The organism is Tabrizicola sp., from assembly GCF_016792905.1.
Classification (GTDB): domain Bacteria; phylum Pseudomonadota; class Alphaproteobacteria; order Rhodobacterales; family Rhodobacteraceae; genus Tabrizicola.
The window spans coordinates 23935-39099 of the sequence record NZ_JAEULP010000011.1; the positions used below are offsets into that span (position 1 = coordinate 23935).

The 15165-nt window shown below is 65.3% G+C and carries 14 protein-coding genes and 1 other RNA gene; 6 read left to right on the top strand and 9 right to left on the bottom strand.

The features are described 5' to 3' along the window. Positions 1-2 precede the first annotated feature (2 nt). The 3 genes from JNL31_RS01570 to JNL31_RS01580 form a co-directional block, all read right to left on the bottom strand. Complete coding sequence (locus tag JNL31_RS01570; RefSeq protein ID WP_294968980.1) at positions 3-905, bottom strand: carbohydrate ABC transporter permease; 903 nt, start codon at positions 903-905, stop codon at positions 3-5. Then, positions 898-1794, bottom strand: coding sequence for a carbohydrate ABC transporter permease (locus tag JNL31_RS01575; protein ID WP_294968983.1), 897 nt, complete (start codon positions 1792-1794; stop codon positions 898-900). The genes JNL31_RS01570 and JNL31_RS01575 overlap by 8 nt, the downstream gene beginning before the upstream one ends. Before the next feature lie 78 nt (positions 1795-1872). Next, the gene (locus JNL31_RS01580; RefSeq protein WP_294968986.1) at positions 1873-3096 is read right to left on the bottom strand and encodes an ABC transporter substrate-binding protein; all 1224 of its coding nucleotides are present in this window, start codon (positions 3094-3096) and stop codon (positions 1873-1875) included. A 321-nt stretch (positions 3097-3417) separates the two neighbouring features. Between JNL31_RS01580 and JNL31_RS01585 the strand changes: the two genes are divergently transcribed. From JNL31_RS01585 to JNL31_RS01595, 3 genes are read left to right on the top strand one after another with little or no spacing between them, the layout of a single operon-like run. Then, positions 3418-4488 carry a LacI family transcriptional regulator gene (locus JNL31_RS01585; RefSeq protein ID WP_294968989.1) on the top strand — a complete coding sequence of 357 codons (1071 nt, stop codon included), beginning with the start codon at positions 3418-3420 and terminating at the stop codon, positions 4486-4488. Next, the gene (locus tag JNL31_RS01590) at positions 4485-5540 is read left to right on the top strand and encodes a sugar phosphate isomerase/epimerase (protein WP_294968992.1); all 1056 of its coding nucleotides are present in this window, start codon (positions 4485-4487) and stop codon (positions 5538-5540) included. The genes JNL31_RS01585 and JNL31_RS01590 overlap by 4 nt, the downstream gene beginning before the upstream one ends. A gap of 3 nt (positions 5541-5543) precedes the next feature. Next, the gene (locus JNL31_RS01595) at positions 5544-6701 is read left to right on the top strand and encodes a Gfo/Idh/MocA family oxidoreductase (protein ID WP_294968995.1); all 1158 of its coding nucleotides are present in this window, start codon (positions 5544-5546) and stop codon (positions 6699-6701) included. Between the two features lie 57 nt (positions 6702-6758). Here the strand turns inward: JNL31_RS01595 and JNL31_RS01600 are convergent, their stop codons facing one another. The 5 genes from JNL31_RS01600 to JNL31_RS01620 all read right to left on the bottom strand — a co-directional run bounded on the left by JNL31_RS01600 (position 6759) and on the right by JNL31_RS01620 (position 12201). After that, positions 6759-7640, bottom strand: coding sequence for an NUDIX domain-containing protein (locus JNL31_RS01600; RefSeq protein WP_294968998.1), 882 nt, complete (start codon positions 7638-7640; stop codon positions 6759-6761). A gap of 1 nt (position 7641) precedes the next feature. Further along, a complete protein-coding gene (locus tag JNL31_RS01605; protein WP_294969001.1) occupies positions 7642-8094 on the bottom strand; it encodes a TrgA family protein in 453 nt (150 codons plus the stop codon). Between the two features lie 10 nt (positions 8095-8104). Next, positions 8105-9319 (bottom strand): cyclopropane-fatty-acyl-phospholipid synthase family protein, encoded by a 1215-nt coding sequence (locus JNL31_RS01610; protein WP_294969012.1) that lies wholly within the window; start codon positions 9317-9319, stop codon positions 8105-8107. 59 nt (positions 9320-9378) lie between these two features. Further along, complete coding sequence (locus JNL31_RS01615; RefSeq protein WP_294969004.1) at positions 9379-10791, bottom strand: deoxyribodipyrimidine photo-lyase; 1413 nt, start codon at positions 10789-10791, stop codon at positions 9379-9381. A 183-nt stretch (positions 10792-10974) separates the two neighbouring features. Next, positions 10975-12201, bottom strand: coding sequence for an aminotransferase class V-fold PLP-dependent enzyme (locus JNL31_RS01620; protein WP_294969006.1), 1227 nt, complete (start codon positions 12199-12201; stop codon positions 10975-10977). 410 nt (positions 12202-12611) lie between these two features. On the opposite strand from JNL31_RS01620, the gene JNL31_RS01625 reads away from it, so the two are divergent. Next, on the top strand, positions 12612-13658 hold the full coding sequence (locus JNL31_RS01625; protein WP_294969008.1) for an extracellular solute-binding protein: 1047 nt from the start codon (positions 12612-12614) through the stop codon (positions 13656-13658). 65 nt (positions 13659-13723) lie between these two features. Here JNL31_RS01625 and JNL31_RS19110 read toward each other — a convergent pair whose 3' ends face one another. Then, on the bottom strand, positions 13724-14140 hold the full coding sequence (locus JNL31_RS19110) for a MarR family transcriptional regulator (protein ID WP_366928907.1): 417 nt from the start codon (positions 14138-14140) through the stop codon (positions 13724-13726). A 66-nt stretch (positions 14141-14206) separates the two neighbouring features. Here JNL31_RS19110 and JNL31_RS01630 point away from each other — a divergent pair, with 66 nt between their 5' ends. Then, complete coding sequence (locus JNL31_RS01630; protein ID WP_294969010.1) at positions 14207-14629, top strand: hypothetical protein; 423 nt, start codon at positions 14207-14209, stop codon at positions 14627-14629. Positions 14630-14878: 249 nt separating this feature from the next. Further along, positions 14879-15165, top strand: a transfer-messenger RNA (tmRNA) gene (gene ssrA / locus JNL31_RS01635); the annotation flags it as partial.

Below are 15165 nucleotides of genomic sequence, written 5' to 3' on the forward strand. Positions count from 1 at the left end.
TGTCAGCCTTTCACGGCACCGGCGGCGATACCGCGCACGAAGAGTTTGCCCGAGACGAAGTAGACGATCAGCGGCACAAGGCCGGTCAGCACGGTCGCGGCCATGTTGACGTTGTATTCCTTCACCCCCTGGACCGAGTTGACGATGTTGTTCAGTTGAACCGTCATCGGGTAGAGGTCGGGCTTGGTGAAGACGACCCCGAACAGGAAGTCGTTCCAGATGCCGGTGACCTGCAGGATCAGCGCCACCACGAAGATCGGCAGCGACATCGGCAGCATGATCCGAAGGTAGATGCCCCAGAACCCGGCCCCGTCGACGCGGGCGGCCTTGAAGAGTTCCTCCGGGATCGAGCTGAAATAGTTGCGGAAGAGAAGCGTCAGGATCGGCATCCCGAAGATCGTGTGCACGATGATCAGCCCCCAGAGCGTGCCGTAGATCCCCATTTCGCGCAGCAGGATCACGATCGGATACAGCATGATCTGATAGGGGATGAACGACCCGAAGATCAGGATGGTGAAGAAGATGTCCGACCCCTTGAACCGCCAGTTGATCAGCGCATAGCCATTCACCGAGGCGATGATGATCGAGATGACCACCGAAGGCACCGTGATCAGGACCGAGTTCCAGAACCCCCGCGAAAGCCCGTCGCAGTTCAGGCCGGTACAGGCCTCCTTCCAGGCCTTGACCCAGGGCTGGAAGGTGACTTCCACCGGAGGCGCGAAGATGTTGCCAAGGCGGACTTCGGGCATGCCCTTCAGGCTGGTCATCACCATCACCCAGAGGGGCAGAAGGTAGTAGACGCAGACCACGATCAGGATGCCGTAAAGCATGATGTTGCGGCCGCTCAGTACCTTCCTGGGCTTGGCGCCACGGGGGCCGGACATGGTCATGGAGGTGTCAGCCATGCTTCTTGCCTCCGAATTCCAGATAGGCCCAGGGGATCAGCACGATCAGCACGCTGAGAAGCATCATGGTGGAGGCCGCGAACCCCTGCCCCAGGTTCTGCGCCTGAAACATGTAGTCGTAGACATACATCGCCGGCACCTGACTGGCGTTGCCCCCAGGGCCTCCCGAGGTCATCGCGACCACCAGGTCGTAAAGCCGGATGATGCCGGATGCGACGATCACCAGTGTGGTGATGAACACCGCACGCATCATCGGGATGATCACCACGACATAGGTCTTCCAGGTTGGAATGCCGTCAACACGGGTAGCCTTCCAGATATCCTCGTCAATGCCGCGCAGGCCCGCCAGCATCAGGCACATCACGAAACCGGTGCCCTGCCACAGCCCCGCGATCAGAAGACCGTACAGCACGGTATCGGGGTTGTTCAGCGGGTCGAAGGTGAAGCTGGTCCAGCCGAGGCTCCGCACGATGCCCTCGATGCCGAACTGCGGGTTCAGGATCCACTGCCAGACCAGACCCGTCACGATGAAGGACAGCGCGAAGGGGTACAGCATGATGGTCCGGAACGTGTCCTCGTAGCGGATTTTCTGGTCCATCAGAACCGCAAGAACGAAGCCCATCACCACGGTGAAGACCAGCGACATCACGCCATAGAACAACAGGTTCTCGATCGAGATCGTCCAGCGGCTGGCGGCCCATAGCCGCTCATACTGGTCGAAGCCGACGAACTTCAGCTTCGGCAGCAGTTTCGAGTTGGTGAAGGAATAGACGACGGTCCAGATCGTGCCGCCCAGGAAGACCACCAGCGCCGTGGCGATCATCGGAATTGCCGCGATCTTTGCACTGATGTTGCGGGTCCATCGCGCCCGCGCCTGCGTTTCTGCCATCGGCCCTGCCCCCCGGTTGCCGTTCAGGTAGAAAAGGGGCCGCCCGTTCCCAGGCAGCCCCCGGTCATCAAGACCGTCTCAAAGACCCGACTTCAGGATTTCCACCCATTTGGCCTGGGCTTCGTCGGCGGGCATGTCCGACTTCCAGAATTCGACCATCAGGTCCTCGGCCTGCTTCTGCACGTCCGGGTTCCAGTTCATGTCGCCCGACGGGACGATGTTGCCACCGGCCAGGATCTTCAGGCCCTTCTTCATGCAGTCGTTGGCGGCCGACAGGTCGACGTCGCCGCGGATCGGCAAGGAGCCTTTCTTCAGGTTGAACGCGACCTGCACTTCCGGGCTGACCAGCAGGGCCGCCAGACGCTTCTGCGCCGCTTCCTTGTCCGGATCGTCCAGTTTCGGGAAGTAGAAGGCGTCGCCTCCGGTCGAGATGTATTCGTTCAGGCCCAGACCCGGCAGGCAGGTATAGTCCTTGCCCGCAACCTTGCCCGCAACCTGGAATTCACCCTGCGCCCAGTCGCCCATGATCTGGCCGGCCGCTTCGCCGGTGATCACCAGGTTCGTCGCCTGGTTCCAGTCCTGCACCGTCGACTTCGCCGCCAGCTTGCGGGCATCCGCCGCAGCCTGGAAGACCTTGGCGTATTCCGGCCCGGCCGCCACGTCCATGTTCTTGTCGATGTTCACGGCCTTCCAGGCATCAAGCCCGGCCACCGCGATCTGCATCGCGCCGAAGGCCAGGTTCGACTGCCAGGGCTGGTTGCCCAGCGCCAGCGGAATCTTGCCCGCTGCTTCGACCTGCGGGGCGGTCGCCACGAATTCGTTCCAGTTGGCCGGAACCGGCAGTCCCAGGTCCTCGTAGACCTTGTTGTTCAGCCACAGCCATTCCGGCGAGTGGATGTTCACCGGCGCGCAGTAGATCTTGCCGTCGACGGTGCAGGCGTCCAGCAGCGACGGCGGATAGACCACGTCCTTCCAGTGGTTCGCTTCCGCCACATCGGTCAGGTCCAGCATCAGCCCGGCTTCGACCAGTTCCAGCGCCTGCTGGCCGTGGTTGAACTGGGTCGCGCCCATCGGGTCGCCGCCGGTGATGCGGCTGATCATGATCGGACGCGCCGTGCCGCCGCCGCCCGCGATCGCGCCGTCGACCCATTTGTCGCCCGAAGCGTCGAACGCCTTGGCCAGCTCGGCCACCGCCGCAGCCTCGCCGCCGCTCGTCCACCAATGCGTGACTTCAAGCTCGGTCGCCATGGCGGGCATCGCCACGGTTGCACACAAAAGCGCCGTCAGTTTCTTCAGTTTCATCCGTTCCTCCCGGTTTCTAAATCGTTATAGAAACAGCCTATAACGTTATAGTTTTGTCGATCAACACATCTTTTCGCTTGTTTGCCCCCTCGCCCCAAGTTTTGATCGGGGGGTAAATCCACGCGATTCCGCGTGGTGTCCCGCGCCGGAAGAGACCGATGCCGCAGTGCCGAAATCCCGCTGAAACGCTTGCCGGACTGGCACTTGCCTTCTCGCGACGGCCGCGGGTTTCTGCATCTGCGAAGGTAGCGCTATCATCCGAATCAGCGGAATCGCTTTCCGCGATCGGCGGGCGGTATCCTGGCGAAAGAGAGGCGTGTGATGCCGCTCCCCTCTGATCCGCCTCCACTCCCGTTCCCCGATTCGGGCCCCGAGCGTCCGACGCTCAAGACCATCGCCGCCGCGACCGGCCTCGCCGTCGCCACCGTTTCCCGCGCGCTCAAGGATGCCCCCGACATCGGCGAGGACACCAAGCGCCGCGTCCGCGAGACCGCCGCCCGGCTCGGCTACCGCCCGAACCGCGCGGGCGTCCGCCTGCGCACCGGCAAGACCAATGTCATCGCGCTGGTCCTGTCGACCGAAACCGACGTGATGAACCATACCTCGCGCCTGATCTATTCCATCGCCTCTGCCCTGCGCGGCACCGCCTACCATCTCGTCGTGATGCCCTTCTTTCCCGACCAGGACCCGATGGAACCGATCCGCTACCTGGTCGAGACCGAAAGTGCCGACGGGGTGATCCTGAACCAGACCAAGGAAGACGATCCCCGCATCCGCTACATGACCGAACGGCACTTCCCCTTTGCCGCGCATGGCCGCACCAGCATGGGCCTTGACCACCCCTATTTCGACTTCGACAACGAGGCCTTCGCCCGCCTTGCCGTGCGGACCTTGGTTGGGCGCAGACGGCACCGCCTCCTGCTCGTGCCCCCGCCCCGCTCCCACATGTATTCGCGGCACATGATCTACGGCTTTTCGGACGAGGCCGCACTTCTTGGCGCACCGTTCGAAATCGCCGCCACCGTGACCTCGGACAGTGGCGGCGATCCGGTGGAAGCCGCCGTCTTCGCGCGCTTCGCTGAACCGAATGCGCCCGACGGCCTCCTGCTCGGGTCCACAACCGCCGCCATGGCCGCCATCGCCGCCGCCGAACGCAGCGGCCGTTTGCTCGGCCGCGACTTCGATGTCGTCGCGAAAGAGGCAGTGCCGATGCTGCGCCGCTTCCGGCAGGACATCATCATCATCCGCGAAGACGTTGGCCGCGCAGGGGAATTCCTCGCCCGCGCCCTCGTCGCCGCCATCGAGAAACGCGACTGGGCCGACCAGCAGGGGCTGGAGGTGCCGGACAAGGTGGACATGGGTCCGAACGGGCAAACAGGAGAACGAAGATGAAGACGATCAAGGGACCGGCTCTGTTCCTGGCGCAATTCGCGGGCGATGCCGCGCCGTTCAACTCGTGGAAGTCCATCACCCGCTGGGCCGCCGATTGCGGCTATGTCGGTGTGCAGGTTCCCAGCTGGGACGGCCGGTTGTTCGATCTGGAAAAGGCAGCGGCATCAAAGGCCTGGTGCGACGAGTTCAAGGGAGTTGCGAAGGACGCCGGGATCGGGGTGACAGAGCTGTCCACCCACCTGCAAGGCCAGCTCGTCGCCGTCCATCCTGCCTATGACACCGCCTTCGACGGCTTCGCCGCCCCGGCCGTGCGAGGAAACCCCAGGGCCCGTGCCGACTGGGCGGTGGATCAGGTGAAGAAAGCGCTGACCGCCTCGAAGAACCTCGGCCTCAGCGCCCAGGCCACTTTCTCCGGTGCGCTCGCCTGGCCCTACCTCTACCCTTGGCCGCAGCGCCCTGCGGGTCTCGTCGAGGAGGCCTTCGACGAACTTGCCCGCCGCTGGCTGCCGATCCTGAACCACGCCGAGGATTGCGGCGTCGACCTCGCTTTCGAAATCCACCCCGGCGAGGACCTGCATGACGGCATCAGCTACGAGATGTTCCTCGACCGCGTGAAGGGCCATGCCCGCGCGAACATGCTTTACGATCCCTCGCACTATGTCCTGCAACATCTTGATTACCTGGAACACATCGACATCTACCACGACCGCATCCGCATGTTCCACGTCAAGGACGCCGAGCTGAACCCCACCGGTCGCCAGGGCGTCTACGGCGGCTTCCAGTCATGGGTGAACCGCGCGGGACGCTTCCGCTCCCCCGGCGACGGGCAGGTCGATTTCGGCGGCATCTTCTCGAAGCTCACGCAATATGGCTTTGACGGCTGGGCGGTCGTGGAATGGGAATGCTGCCTGAAACACCCCGAGGACGGTGCCCGCGAAGGCGCGGCCTTTGTCGACGCGCATATCATCCGCGTGACCGAGAAGGCCTTTGACGATTTCGCGGATGCGGGTACAGATGTTACCGCTAACAGACGCATGCTTGGACTGGAGTAAGCCATGATCGACGCCGCCCATACCGCCCGCCCCGAACGTCTCCGCCTTGGCATGGTCGGCGGGGGACGCGACGCCTTCATCGGCGCCGTCCACCGCATCGCGGCGCGGATCGACGATCAATATGAACTGGTTGCAGGCGCCTTCTCCTCGAACCCGGAAAAGGCCCTCGCCTCCGCGCAAGACCTTGGCGTGCCCCGCGCCTACACCAGCTTTGCGGAAATGGCCGCCAAGGAAGCCCGCCGCAAGGACGGGATCGACGCCGTCGCCATCGTCACGCCGAACCACATGCACGCCCCCGTCGCGATGCAATTCCTGAAACGCGGCATCCATGTCATCTGCGACAAGCCGCTGACCGCCACCCTGCCCGAGGCGAAGAAGCTTGCCAAAGCCGCCGAGGCCTCCGGCGTCGTCTTCGCGCTGACCCACAACTACACCGGCTATCCGATGATCCGGCAGGCCAAGGCGATGATCGCGAACGGCGACCTTGGCGAGATCCGCCTCGTCAACGTGGAATACATCCAGGACTGGCTGACCGAGGCGGTCGACAACAAGCAGGCCGACTGGCGCACCGACCCCGCCCGCTCCGGCGTCGGCGGCTCGACCGGCGACATCGGCACCCATGCCTTCAACCTTGCGAATTTCGTCTCGGGCCTAACGCTTGACACCCTTGCCGCCGACCTGACGGCCTTCGTCCCCGGTCGCCGCGTCGATGACAACGGCCATGTCCTGATGCGCTACAAGGGGGGTGCCAAGGGCATGCTCTGGTGCAGCCAGGTCGCGCCCGGCAACGAGAACGGGTTGCGCCTGCGCGTCTATGGCTCGAAGGGCGGTCTCGAATGGGCGCAGGAGGATCCGAACTACCTCTGGTTCACCCCCTTCGGGCAAGAGAAACGCAAGATCACCCGCGGCGGCGCCGGATCGGGCCCCGAGGCGGCCCGTGTCACCCGTGTCCCCCCCGGCCACCCCGAAGGCTACCTGGAAGGCTTCGCCAACATCTACAGCGAAGCCGCCCGCGCCATCCGCGCCGCCAAGACCGGCACCCCGGTCCCGCCCGCCACCACCTTTCCCGGCCTGAAAGAGGGCCTCGAAGGCGTGGCCTTCGTCGACGCCTGCGCCCGCTCCTCGGCCCGGAACGGCGCCTGGGTGGGGCTGAACCTCTAGAAGTGGTGGGTTGGCACCCAGCCTACAGGCGCTTTGTAGGGTGGGTGCCAACCCACCTTACCGCGCAGCCCGCAACCGTCCCCGTTCCCGCTGCAACCACAGCGCAGTCAGCAACAGCGGCGCATTTCCGATCTCACCCGAGGCCATGACCTCGACCAGCCGGTCGAAAGACAGAAGGTGGCCCTTGATGTCCTCCGCCTCCTCCGCCGCGCCGAACACCCCCGCCATCCCGTCCGGCAGGTCACAAAGCGCGACGTAGGAAAAGAGATACTCCGTCACCGCCCCCGGCGTCGGGTAATATTCGGCCACCTTCTCCAGCATGCCCAGGCTCAGCCCGGCTTCCTCCACCGCCTCGCGCCGCGCGGCTTCTTCCGGCGTCTCGCCCGGGTCGATCCGACCCGCGATCGCCTCAAGCTGCCAGGGCAGCGGATCGCCACGCCCGAACGGGCCCATGCGGAACTGCTCGATCACAAGCACCCGGTCGCGCAAGGGATCATAGGGCAGCACCGTCACAGCATCGCCGACGACGAAGACTTCCCGCCGCAGCGAGGGGCTCATCCCGCCGTCGAAGCGACCGTGCCGCAGCTGGTGAACATCGACGCCGAAGAACCCGGCATGCGACGGCTCCGGCACCCCGGCTTCCACCGCGCCCGATCCCGCCCGCAGTCCGCGCCCCGGCGCCCGGGCGGCCCGGACCCGGCTCGCCGCCTCGACCCGCAGCGATGCAAGCCGCGACGCCACCTGCCCGGGCGTCTGTCTCCCGCAAGCCCGCATCACCAGCCCGGCCAGCGCCAGAGCCTCGGCCCCGTCGTCCGGCAGACTGGCACCCGCCATGACCGTACCGAAGAACCGAAGCCGCCCTGCCGCCTCGGTCCCCTCGCGGCCAGCCGTCACCACCGCCCGCAATTCGGGCGGCCAGTCCTCCAGCGGCGGGGTCATGCTATTTCCAGCGCCGCCCGGCGTTTTCCGACAAGAGCCCGCCCACGATCCCGCCGAACAGGATCGTCCCGAACACGCCCAGCGACAACAGCGCCTCGGACCGCCGCGCCATGACCTGGAACACATCCAGGATCGCATCCAGCGCCCCGTCGTAGCGCATCTTGACCGAGTTATCGAGCATCTCGCGCAAGGCCAGCAGGAACAGCGCCGCGACCGCCAGAACCACCGCCGTCTTGATCCCCGACCCCGCCGCCTCGACATAGCCCCTGCCGACCGAAGGCCCCATCACCATCCAGCCGATGATCGCTCCGATCAGGGCCGCCCATTCCCGCATCGGACCGGCAGCCGAAGCATCAGGCATGTTCATCGCGTAGTAGTTCGACATCACCCAGCCCACGACCGCAAAACAGGCTGCGGCCACAAGCTTGGCGCCGGTCGGCATTGGTGTCGCCATTCGGGAACCCTCAGCTGGGACGCGTCACCGTGATCTGCGTCACATCGCAGTTTCCACCCTGGAACGCCCCCGCGCAAGAGGTCAGGTAGAATTCCCACATCCGCTTGAAACGATCATCGAATCCCAGCTTCTTTACCTCGCCCCAGCGCTCCACAAAGGCCTCGTGCCAGCGCCGCAGCGTCAGGCTGTAGCTCTCGCCGAACTCGATCGACCCCTTGACCCGCAGCCCCGCCCGCTCCACCTCCGCCCGCAACACCGAAGGCGCCGGCAACTTGCCGCCCGGAAAGATGTGCTTCTGGATGAAATCCACGCTGCGGCGGTACATCTGCCAGCGCGCCTCGGCCACCGTGATGATCTGCAAGGTGGCGTTCCGCCCTGGCTTCAGCCGCTCGCGCAGCGTGTCGAAATAGACCGGCCAGTAATGCTCGCCCACCGCCTCGAACATCTCGATCGAGGCAATGCCGTCATAGCTGCCGCGTTCGTCGCGGTAGTCCTGCAGCTTGATCTCCACCCGGTCGGCAAGCCCGGCCCGCGCGATGCGCTCCACGGCAAAATCGTGCTGCGCCTGGCTGATCGTCAGGCCCGTGACCCGAAGCCCGCGCTCGCTCGCCGCATATTCGGCGAACCCGCCCCAGCCGCAGCCGATCTCCAGCACATGCTCGCCCGGCCGCGCGCCCATCTGGTCGATCAGGCTGGCATATTTACGCGACTGGGCCGCATCCAGGCTTTCCTGCCCGGTCTCGAACAGCGCCGAGGAATAGGTCATCGTCTCGTCCAGCCACAGCTGGTAGAAGTCGTTCCCCAGATCATAGTGATAGGCGATGTTCTTCCTCGCCTGCCGCCTCGTATTCGACTGCATCCAGAAGCGCAGCCGCTCATAGGCCCGCACCAGGCTCATGCCGGGGAAACTGTCGCCGACGATGTTGTTCACCGGGCGCTGGATCAGGTCAAGAAAGGCCTGCAGGTCGGGCGTCGTCCACCAGCCATCCAGATAGGCGTCGCAGAAGCCCAGGTCGCCTTCGCGCACCAGCCGCGCAAAGAGATCGTCATGGCGCACCTCGATCTCGGCGGCAACGCCAGGCGCCTTGCCTTCGGCGCGAAAGCGGCGCCCGTCGGGCATCACGAAGTCAAGCCGCCCTTCGCCCAGCCGCCCGGCGATTTCGAAGACCGTGGCGAACCAGCGCGGCAGGCCGGCCTGTCCTTTCACCGTCGTCAGCACGTCCATCGGCCCACCCTCCTGGGTCTCTGTCGCTGGCACCAGTTTCACCAAAGTCCGCTCGTCGCTCAAGCCCTTCCTGCGCCATATGCCGCAAGGGCACGCGCGCGGCCCTCGGCCAGGTCGACGACCGGCGCGGGATAGGCCTGCCCCGGCGCCAGCCGCCACGCGCGCGGCACCGCCTCGAAGAATGCCATCGCCTCGGGCCCTGGCGCCGTGGACAGTTCGGCCAGGAAGCGTCGGCGATAGCGCCCTTCGGCGTCGAACTTCTCCGCCTGCCCCGCCGGGTTGAAGATACGGAAGAAGGGCGCAGAATCCGGGCCCGAGCCCGCCACCCATTGCCAGCCCATCGCGTTCGCCGCCGGATCCCAGTCGGTCAGGCAGTCGGCGAACCAGTCCTGCCCGACGCGCCAATGCGTCATGAGGTGTTTCGTCAGGTAGCTCGCGGCGATCATCCGCGCCCGGTTGTGCATCGTGCCCGTCACGAACATCTCGCGCATCGCCGCATCGACGAAGGGCTCGCCCGTCATCCCCCGCCGCCAGCGTTCCGCCTCCCCGTTGTCGCCCCGCCAGGGGAAGGCGTCCCACTCCCGCCGCCAGTTTTCGCTCACGATGCCGGGCGTATGGTGCATCAGGTGATAGCTGAACTCGCGCCAGGCCAGTTCGCGCAGGAAGCTCTCCGCCCCCGCCCGCCCCTCGTCCCGCGCCCGCAGCCCCGCATGCCAGACCTCGCGGATGCCGATCTCGCCACAGGTCAGGTTCTCCGACAGGCGCGAGGTTCCCGCGACCGCCGGGTAATCCCGCATCTCGGAATAACGGTCGACCGGCCCCTCCATAAACACCTGCAGCCGGTCCCGAGCCGCCGCTTCGCCCACCGCCTGATACCGGGCCACCACCGCCGCGCCCCGGTTCATCGCGGCACCAAGCCGCCAATCGTCCAGCCGCTCGCTCGCGGGCCAGCGGTCCACCCCGCGCAGCCGCGTCGGCGCGACGGACGGCGCCGCCACCGGCAGCCCCCGTGTTGCCTTCCAATAGGGCGTGAACACCCTGTAGAACCCGCCCTGCCCGGTCTCCACCGCCCAGGGCTCGTGCAGAAGGTGCCCCGCAAAACTCCGCGCCTCCAGCCCCTCCGCCTTCAGCGCCGCCTTGACCACGGTATCCCGCGCCACGCTCGCCGGGTCGCAGAGCCGCGACCACCAGACCCCGCCCGCCCCCGTCTCGGCCACAAGGGCACGCAACACCTCCAGCGCAGGCCCGCGCCGCAGGGTCATCCGCACTCCCAGCGCTTCCATCGCCTTGCCAAACGCCTCAACCGCCAGCCCCAGCCGCCATTTCTGCGCCGCGCCCAAAGCCTCGGTCTCCGGGTCCAGCACGAAGACCGGCAGCAACGGCCGCGCCGAAGCCGCCGCCGCCGCCAGCATCGGCTGGTCCGCAAGCCGCAGGTCGCGGCGCAGCCACAGGATCAACGGACTGTCGCTCATGCCATACCCTCTCACCCGCAGAATACGCGACGTCAACAGAGCCGGATCACCCAAACCCTTTCACATTGGCCCAAATATCCTCGGGGGTTTGGGGGTGGAAAACCCCCAACGCCGTCCCTTGCGCACCCTTCGCGCAAGGGACAAACGCAAAGGCTTGCGCGCCAGCGCTCCTTTAGGCTGACCTCACAACACCCGGTCCAGCGCCGCGATCAGCCGCGCCACCTCATCGGCCGAGGTGTAGTGCACCGCCGACATCCGCAGCACGCCCTTCTCCCGGTCGATCCCCAGCGCCTCCAGCGGCCGCACCGCGTAGAAATCCCCGGCCCAGCAGGCGATCCCGTTGCGGCCCAGCTCCTCCGACACCGGCTCGGCCGCTTGGGTAAGCTCCACCGCCACCGTCGGCGCCCGCCGCCCGGCGTCCCGCGGCCCCAGCAGCCGCACGTCATTGCGGCCCGCAAGGTAGTCGAGCAGCGGCTGGATCACCGCAACTTCCTGTGCCCGCATCAGGTCATGCACCCCCCGGTTCCGCGCCGCCGCATCGCCGCCGACGCCATGCCGCGCCGCCAGCGCGTCGATGTAGTCCGCCATCCCGGCGCAGGCCGCGACCTGCGCATGGTCCGGCCCTGCGGGCGTGTGCCGTTTGTACAGGACCCCGTGATTGAAGAAATGCGCCTGCCCCGGCAGTTCGAAGCCAAAGCCTTCTCGGATCACCATGATCCCCTGATGCGGGCCATAGGTCTTGTAGGCCGAGAACAGGTAGACATCGCAACCCAGGGCGGGCACGTCCGGGAACCCGTGCGGCGCGTAGCTCACCCCGTCCACCACCGTCCTCGCCCCCGCCGCGCGCGCCAGCGCACAGATCGCCGCCACGTCGTTGATCTCGGCGATGACGTTGGAACAATGCGGGAAGCAGACCAGCTTCACCTTCCCGTCCGCCAGCAGCGCGTCCAGCGTCTCCAGGTCCAGGGATCCCGTCGCCGGGTCCAGCGTCCACTCCCTGACCTCGATCCCCTCTTCGGCCAGCCGCCGCCAGACGCCCGAGTTCGCCTCGTGGTCCTGGTTCGTCACCACGACGGCGCCGCCCGTCCCCGCCAGCCGCTTCCGCACCGCTTGCGCCAGCACATAGGTATTGGCGCTGGTCGAAGGCCCGAACGACACCTCCTCCCGCGCCACACCCATCATCGCCGCCAGCCGGGTCCGCGCCTCGTCCATCTCGGCGCCGCCCGCCTGCGCCCCTGGATAGGGCCCATAGGGCTGCACCTTGCGGTCGCGGTAGAACCGGGTCAGCCGGTCCACCACCTGCACGCAGGGGTAGCTGCCCCCCGCGTTCTCGAAGAAGGCATGGCTCGACAGCACCGGCGAACGGAACGCCGGAAACTGCGAACGGACGAAATCAAGATCAAGCGCCATCCTGCGGCTCCTCGTTTGGGCCGCGGACCGGATACCTGCGCGAGGCGGGGATATCCCGGTCCGCGGCAGGTCTTCCAGCCAGACCGACGGATGTCTCCCCACCGGCCAGTGCCGGGCTTTCCCGGCATCACCGCAAGACCTAGCGTCCCGCGCCGCGCCCCGCAATCCCCTCCGCAAGCAATCCCGCCCATCCCCGGCCGAATCGCTGCCCGAAGCGGCAGGCTGCCCCCGCGTCACCCGGGCATGTGGCACTTTCTTCGGCACAGGCCGCAAATTTCCCTTGTCCTTTCGCCCGCCGCCTCCCAACTTCGCTGCATTGGGACGGGGCCGAGGGGGCCCGCGCCCCCAACAGCTTGACAACAAAACCGGGGCCGCCGCCGGGCGCGCCGCCGACCCACAGAGGAGCAACCATGACCCGTCACAGCCTTTCCCTGTTCAGCGCCGCCTCGGTCCTGGCATTCTCCGTCGCCGCCCACGCGGCCGACCCCGAGCTTACCGTGCTCGACTGGGCCGGCTGGGAAATCGACGGGATGCTGCAACCCTATGTCGACAAGAACGGCGACAAGCCCAGCTACGTCTTCTTCGCCGATGATGACGAGGCCTTCCAGAAAGTGTCCTCGGGCTTCAAGGCCGACGTGGTCCATCCCTGCGCCGCCGCCGTTCCGCGCTACCGCGACGCCGGCCTGATCGAGCCCTGGGATGTCTCGAAGATCCCGGAGTTCGCCAACATCCCCGAGCGGCTGACCAAGCCCTTCACCGATGACCAGGGCGTCTGGTTCGTGCCGACCGACTATGCCTACACCGCCATCGCCTACAACGCCGAGACGGTCCCGGTCGAGGACGTGGCCACGATCCAGGTCTTCGCCTCGGACAAGTACGCCGGTCGCATCGCGCTGCCCGACAACACCGACGACGTCTGGTCGCTCGCCTTCATGGCGACCGGCGTGACGTCGTGGGACAACGTGACCGACGAACAGTTCCAGGCCGCCGCCGACTGGCTGCGCAAGGTGCACCCGAACGTCCGCGCCTACTGGTCCGACCCGTCCGAGCTGTCGCAGCTCATGGCCTCGGGCGAGGTGCAGGTCGCCTGGTCCTGGAACGACCCGGTCGCGATCCTGACGGCCGAGAAATTCCCCGTCGGCTTCAACCGGGCACCCGCCGAAGGTGCCGCCACCTGGTACTGCGGCTTCGTCAACATCAAGGACGGCCCCGGCAAGGAAGACAAGGCCTATGACTTCATGAATTCGCTTCTCGCGCATTCCTCGGCCCAGCCGCTGCTCGACGCCATCGGCTACTCGCTGTCGAACGACGCCGCGATGGCCGAAATCCCGGCCGAGGCGCTGAAGGCCGCCTATGTCGACCCTGTGACGACGCCGCTTTTCGTGCAGTCGCCGCCGACAAACGAATTGCGCGAAAAGATGATCGAGGAATTCGAGCTGATCAAATCGGGGTTCTGAAGCCTAATCGTAAGACCACTGAGACGCCCGGGGGAAACTTCGGGCGTTTTCATTGAGGATTCGGACTATGTTGCTACACGTTCAAGAAGCCCAAGCAGGGCATTTCTCTCGTCCTGACTGAGGCGCCCGAAAACCTCGTCCTGGACATCAGCCATCACGCGGTCAAGTTGACCCGTAGTCGCCACTCCGGCATCCGTGAGCGACACCAGGACCTTTCGACCGTGGTTAGGGTCTTTCTTCCTCGACACAAGCCCCCGGATCTCAAGTCTCCGGACAGTATGGGTAACGTCTCGGGGATCCAGCACTGCTGCGTTGCCGAGTTCGGCTTGACTTAGCTCATTGGTATGGGCGAGAGCCGAAAGGCATCGGTACTCGTATCCATCAACCCCAGCACTTTCTAGGTGGTGTCGCAGTATCTGGTGCGATCTCGTCACAGCAGAACTCAAGATCCAGGTCGGGTGCGAAGTGAGAGGCCAAGTCATTTCCAGTTGCCTTATCTTGGTATTACCAATATTGTCTTGGTATCGCCAACATCCTAGGAGGAAATGATGTCAATGGCACCCCCTTTGCCAACTGTGATTGGCCCGACAGAGAATGCCTTGCGCGCATTACTTCTCAAGACACTGGCAACGACCCGTATCAAAAGCTATTCGGCCTGGGTGATCCTCAATTCAGCAAGCAACCAGGATACACCATCACTAGGTGGCAGATGGCGGAACACAGTTGCAAACGCCCTCAAAGTTGAGCTGGACGTGGTTGACGACACAATCATTCAACTTTGCGATGACGGGTTAGTCGATAGTGATGGGCAGTTGACTGCGCTTGGCACCACTGAACCGACCGAAGGACGCGCCGCAGTCTCCGGCGCGACGGCTCGCTTGGTTGAAGGTCTTGGTGAAGAAGACCAAAGGACCGCGCGTCTCGTGCTTGACCACATTCGTCGCAAGGCGGACGAATTGCTGGGGCCGTGACGCTCGCGGACAGCAAGCGTAGCAACTGTCATTCAGCAAATGGCAAGGAGCCTGACATCACGCACCCTGCCATTTGCGCCCACGGTCAGCCAAAGCCACGGTGAAGAAGACCGATGCTCCGGGAACGCGGGGGCGGAGGTATCGCGACATGCCGGCAGCAATAGAACGCAAACCTTGCCAAATCCTTAACGACCGCAGCCAACTCATTGCTTTCAAACCGTATTCCGAAAATGCCCACCGTGGACACCCGCCCTTGCACCCCCCGCCCCCGCCCCCTATATTGATCCCTGTCGGGGGCAACCCCGACTATGGCGATAAACGCACCTGTAATAATCGGCTCGGACCCGGGGGCGGTACCCGGCGGCTCCACCAAATCCCGTTCGTTGCGGGGGCAAGGGGCCGAAATAGGATCGACGAACGACCAAAGAGGCCAGCTTTCGCTCGGTGAGGTACCACCGTTATCGGTCCATGATCACAGTTGCCAACGACAACCGTGCTCCGGTGGCGCTGGCCGCGTAAGCGGCTCGCAAGACCAA

What these genes read in the sequence shown, in the direction of transcription:
- JNL31_RS01570 (WP_294968980.1), bottom strand. Translation starts at nt 905, where the DNA reads ATGGCTGACACCTCCATGACCATGTCCGGCCCCCGTGGCGCCAAGCCC.
- JNL31_RS01575 (WP_294968983.1), bottom strand. Translation starts at nt 1,794, where the DNA reads ATGGCAGAAACGCAGGCGCGGGCGCGATGGACCCGCAACATCAGTGCA.
- JNL31_RS01580 (WP_294968986.1), bottom strand. Translation starts at nt 3,096, where the DNA reads ATGAAACTGAAGAAACTGACGGCGCTTTTGTGTGCAACCGTGGCGATG.
- JNL31_RS01585 (WP_294968989.1), top strand. Translation starts at nt 3,418, where the DNA reads ATGCCGCTCCCCTCTGATCCGCCTCCACTCCCGTTCCCCGATTCGGGC.
- JNL31_RS01590 (WP_294968992.1), top strand. Translation starts at nt 4,485, where the DNA reads ATGAAGACGATCAAGGGACCGGCTCTGTTCCTGGCGCAATTCGCGGGC.
- JNL31_RS01595 (WP_294968995.1), top strand. Translation starts at nt 5,544, where the DNA reads ATGATCGACGCCGCCCATACCGCCCGCCCCGAACGTCTCCGCCTTGGC.
- JNL31_RS01600 (WP_294968998.1), bottom strand. Translation starts at nt 7,640, where the DNA reads ATGACCCCGCCGCTGGAGGACTGGCCGCCCGAATTGCGGGCGGTGGTG.
- JNL31_RS01605 (WP_294969001.1), bottom strand. Translation starts at nt 8,094, where the DNA reads ATGGCGACACCAATGCCGACCGGCGCCAAGCTTGTGGCCGCAGCCTGT.
- JNL31_RS01610 (WP_294969012.1), bottom strand. Translation starts at nt 9,319, where the DNA reads ATGGACGTGCTGACGACGGTGAAAGGACAGGCCGGCCTGCCGCGCTGG.
- JNL31_RS01615 (WP_294969004.1), bottom strand. Translation starts at nt 10,791, where the DNA reads ATGAGCGACAGTCCGTTGATCCTGTGGCTGCGCCGCGACCTGCGGCTT.
- JNL31_RS01620 (WP_294969006.1), bottom strand. Translation starts at nt 12,201, where the DNA reads ATGGCGCTTGATCTTGATTTCGTCCGTTCGCAGTTTCCGGCGTTCCGT.
- JNL31_RS01625 (WP_294969008.1), top strand. Translation starts at nt 12,612, where the DNA reads ATGACCCGTCACAGCCTTTCCCTGTTCAGCGCCGCCTCGGTCCTGGCA.
- JNL31_RS19110 (WP_366928907.1), bottom strand. Translation starts at nt 14,140, where the DNA reads ATGACTTGGCCTCTCACTTCGCACCCGACCTGGATCTTGAGTTCTGCT.
- JNL31_RS01630 (WP_294969010.1), top strand. Translation starts at nt 14,207, where the DNA reads ATGTCAATGGCACCCCCTTTGCCAACTGTGATTGGCCCGACAGAGAAT.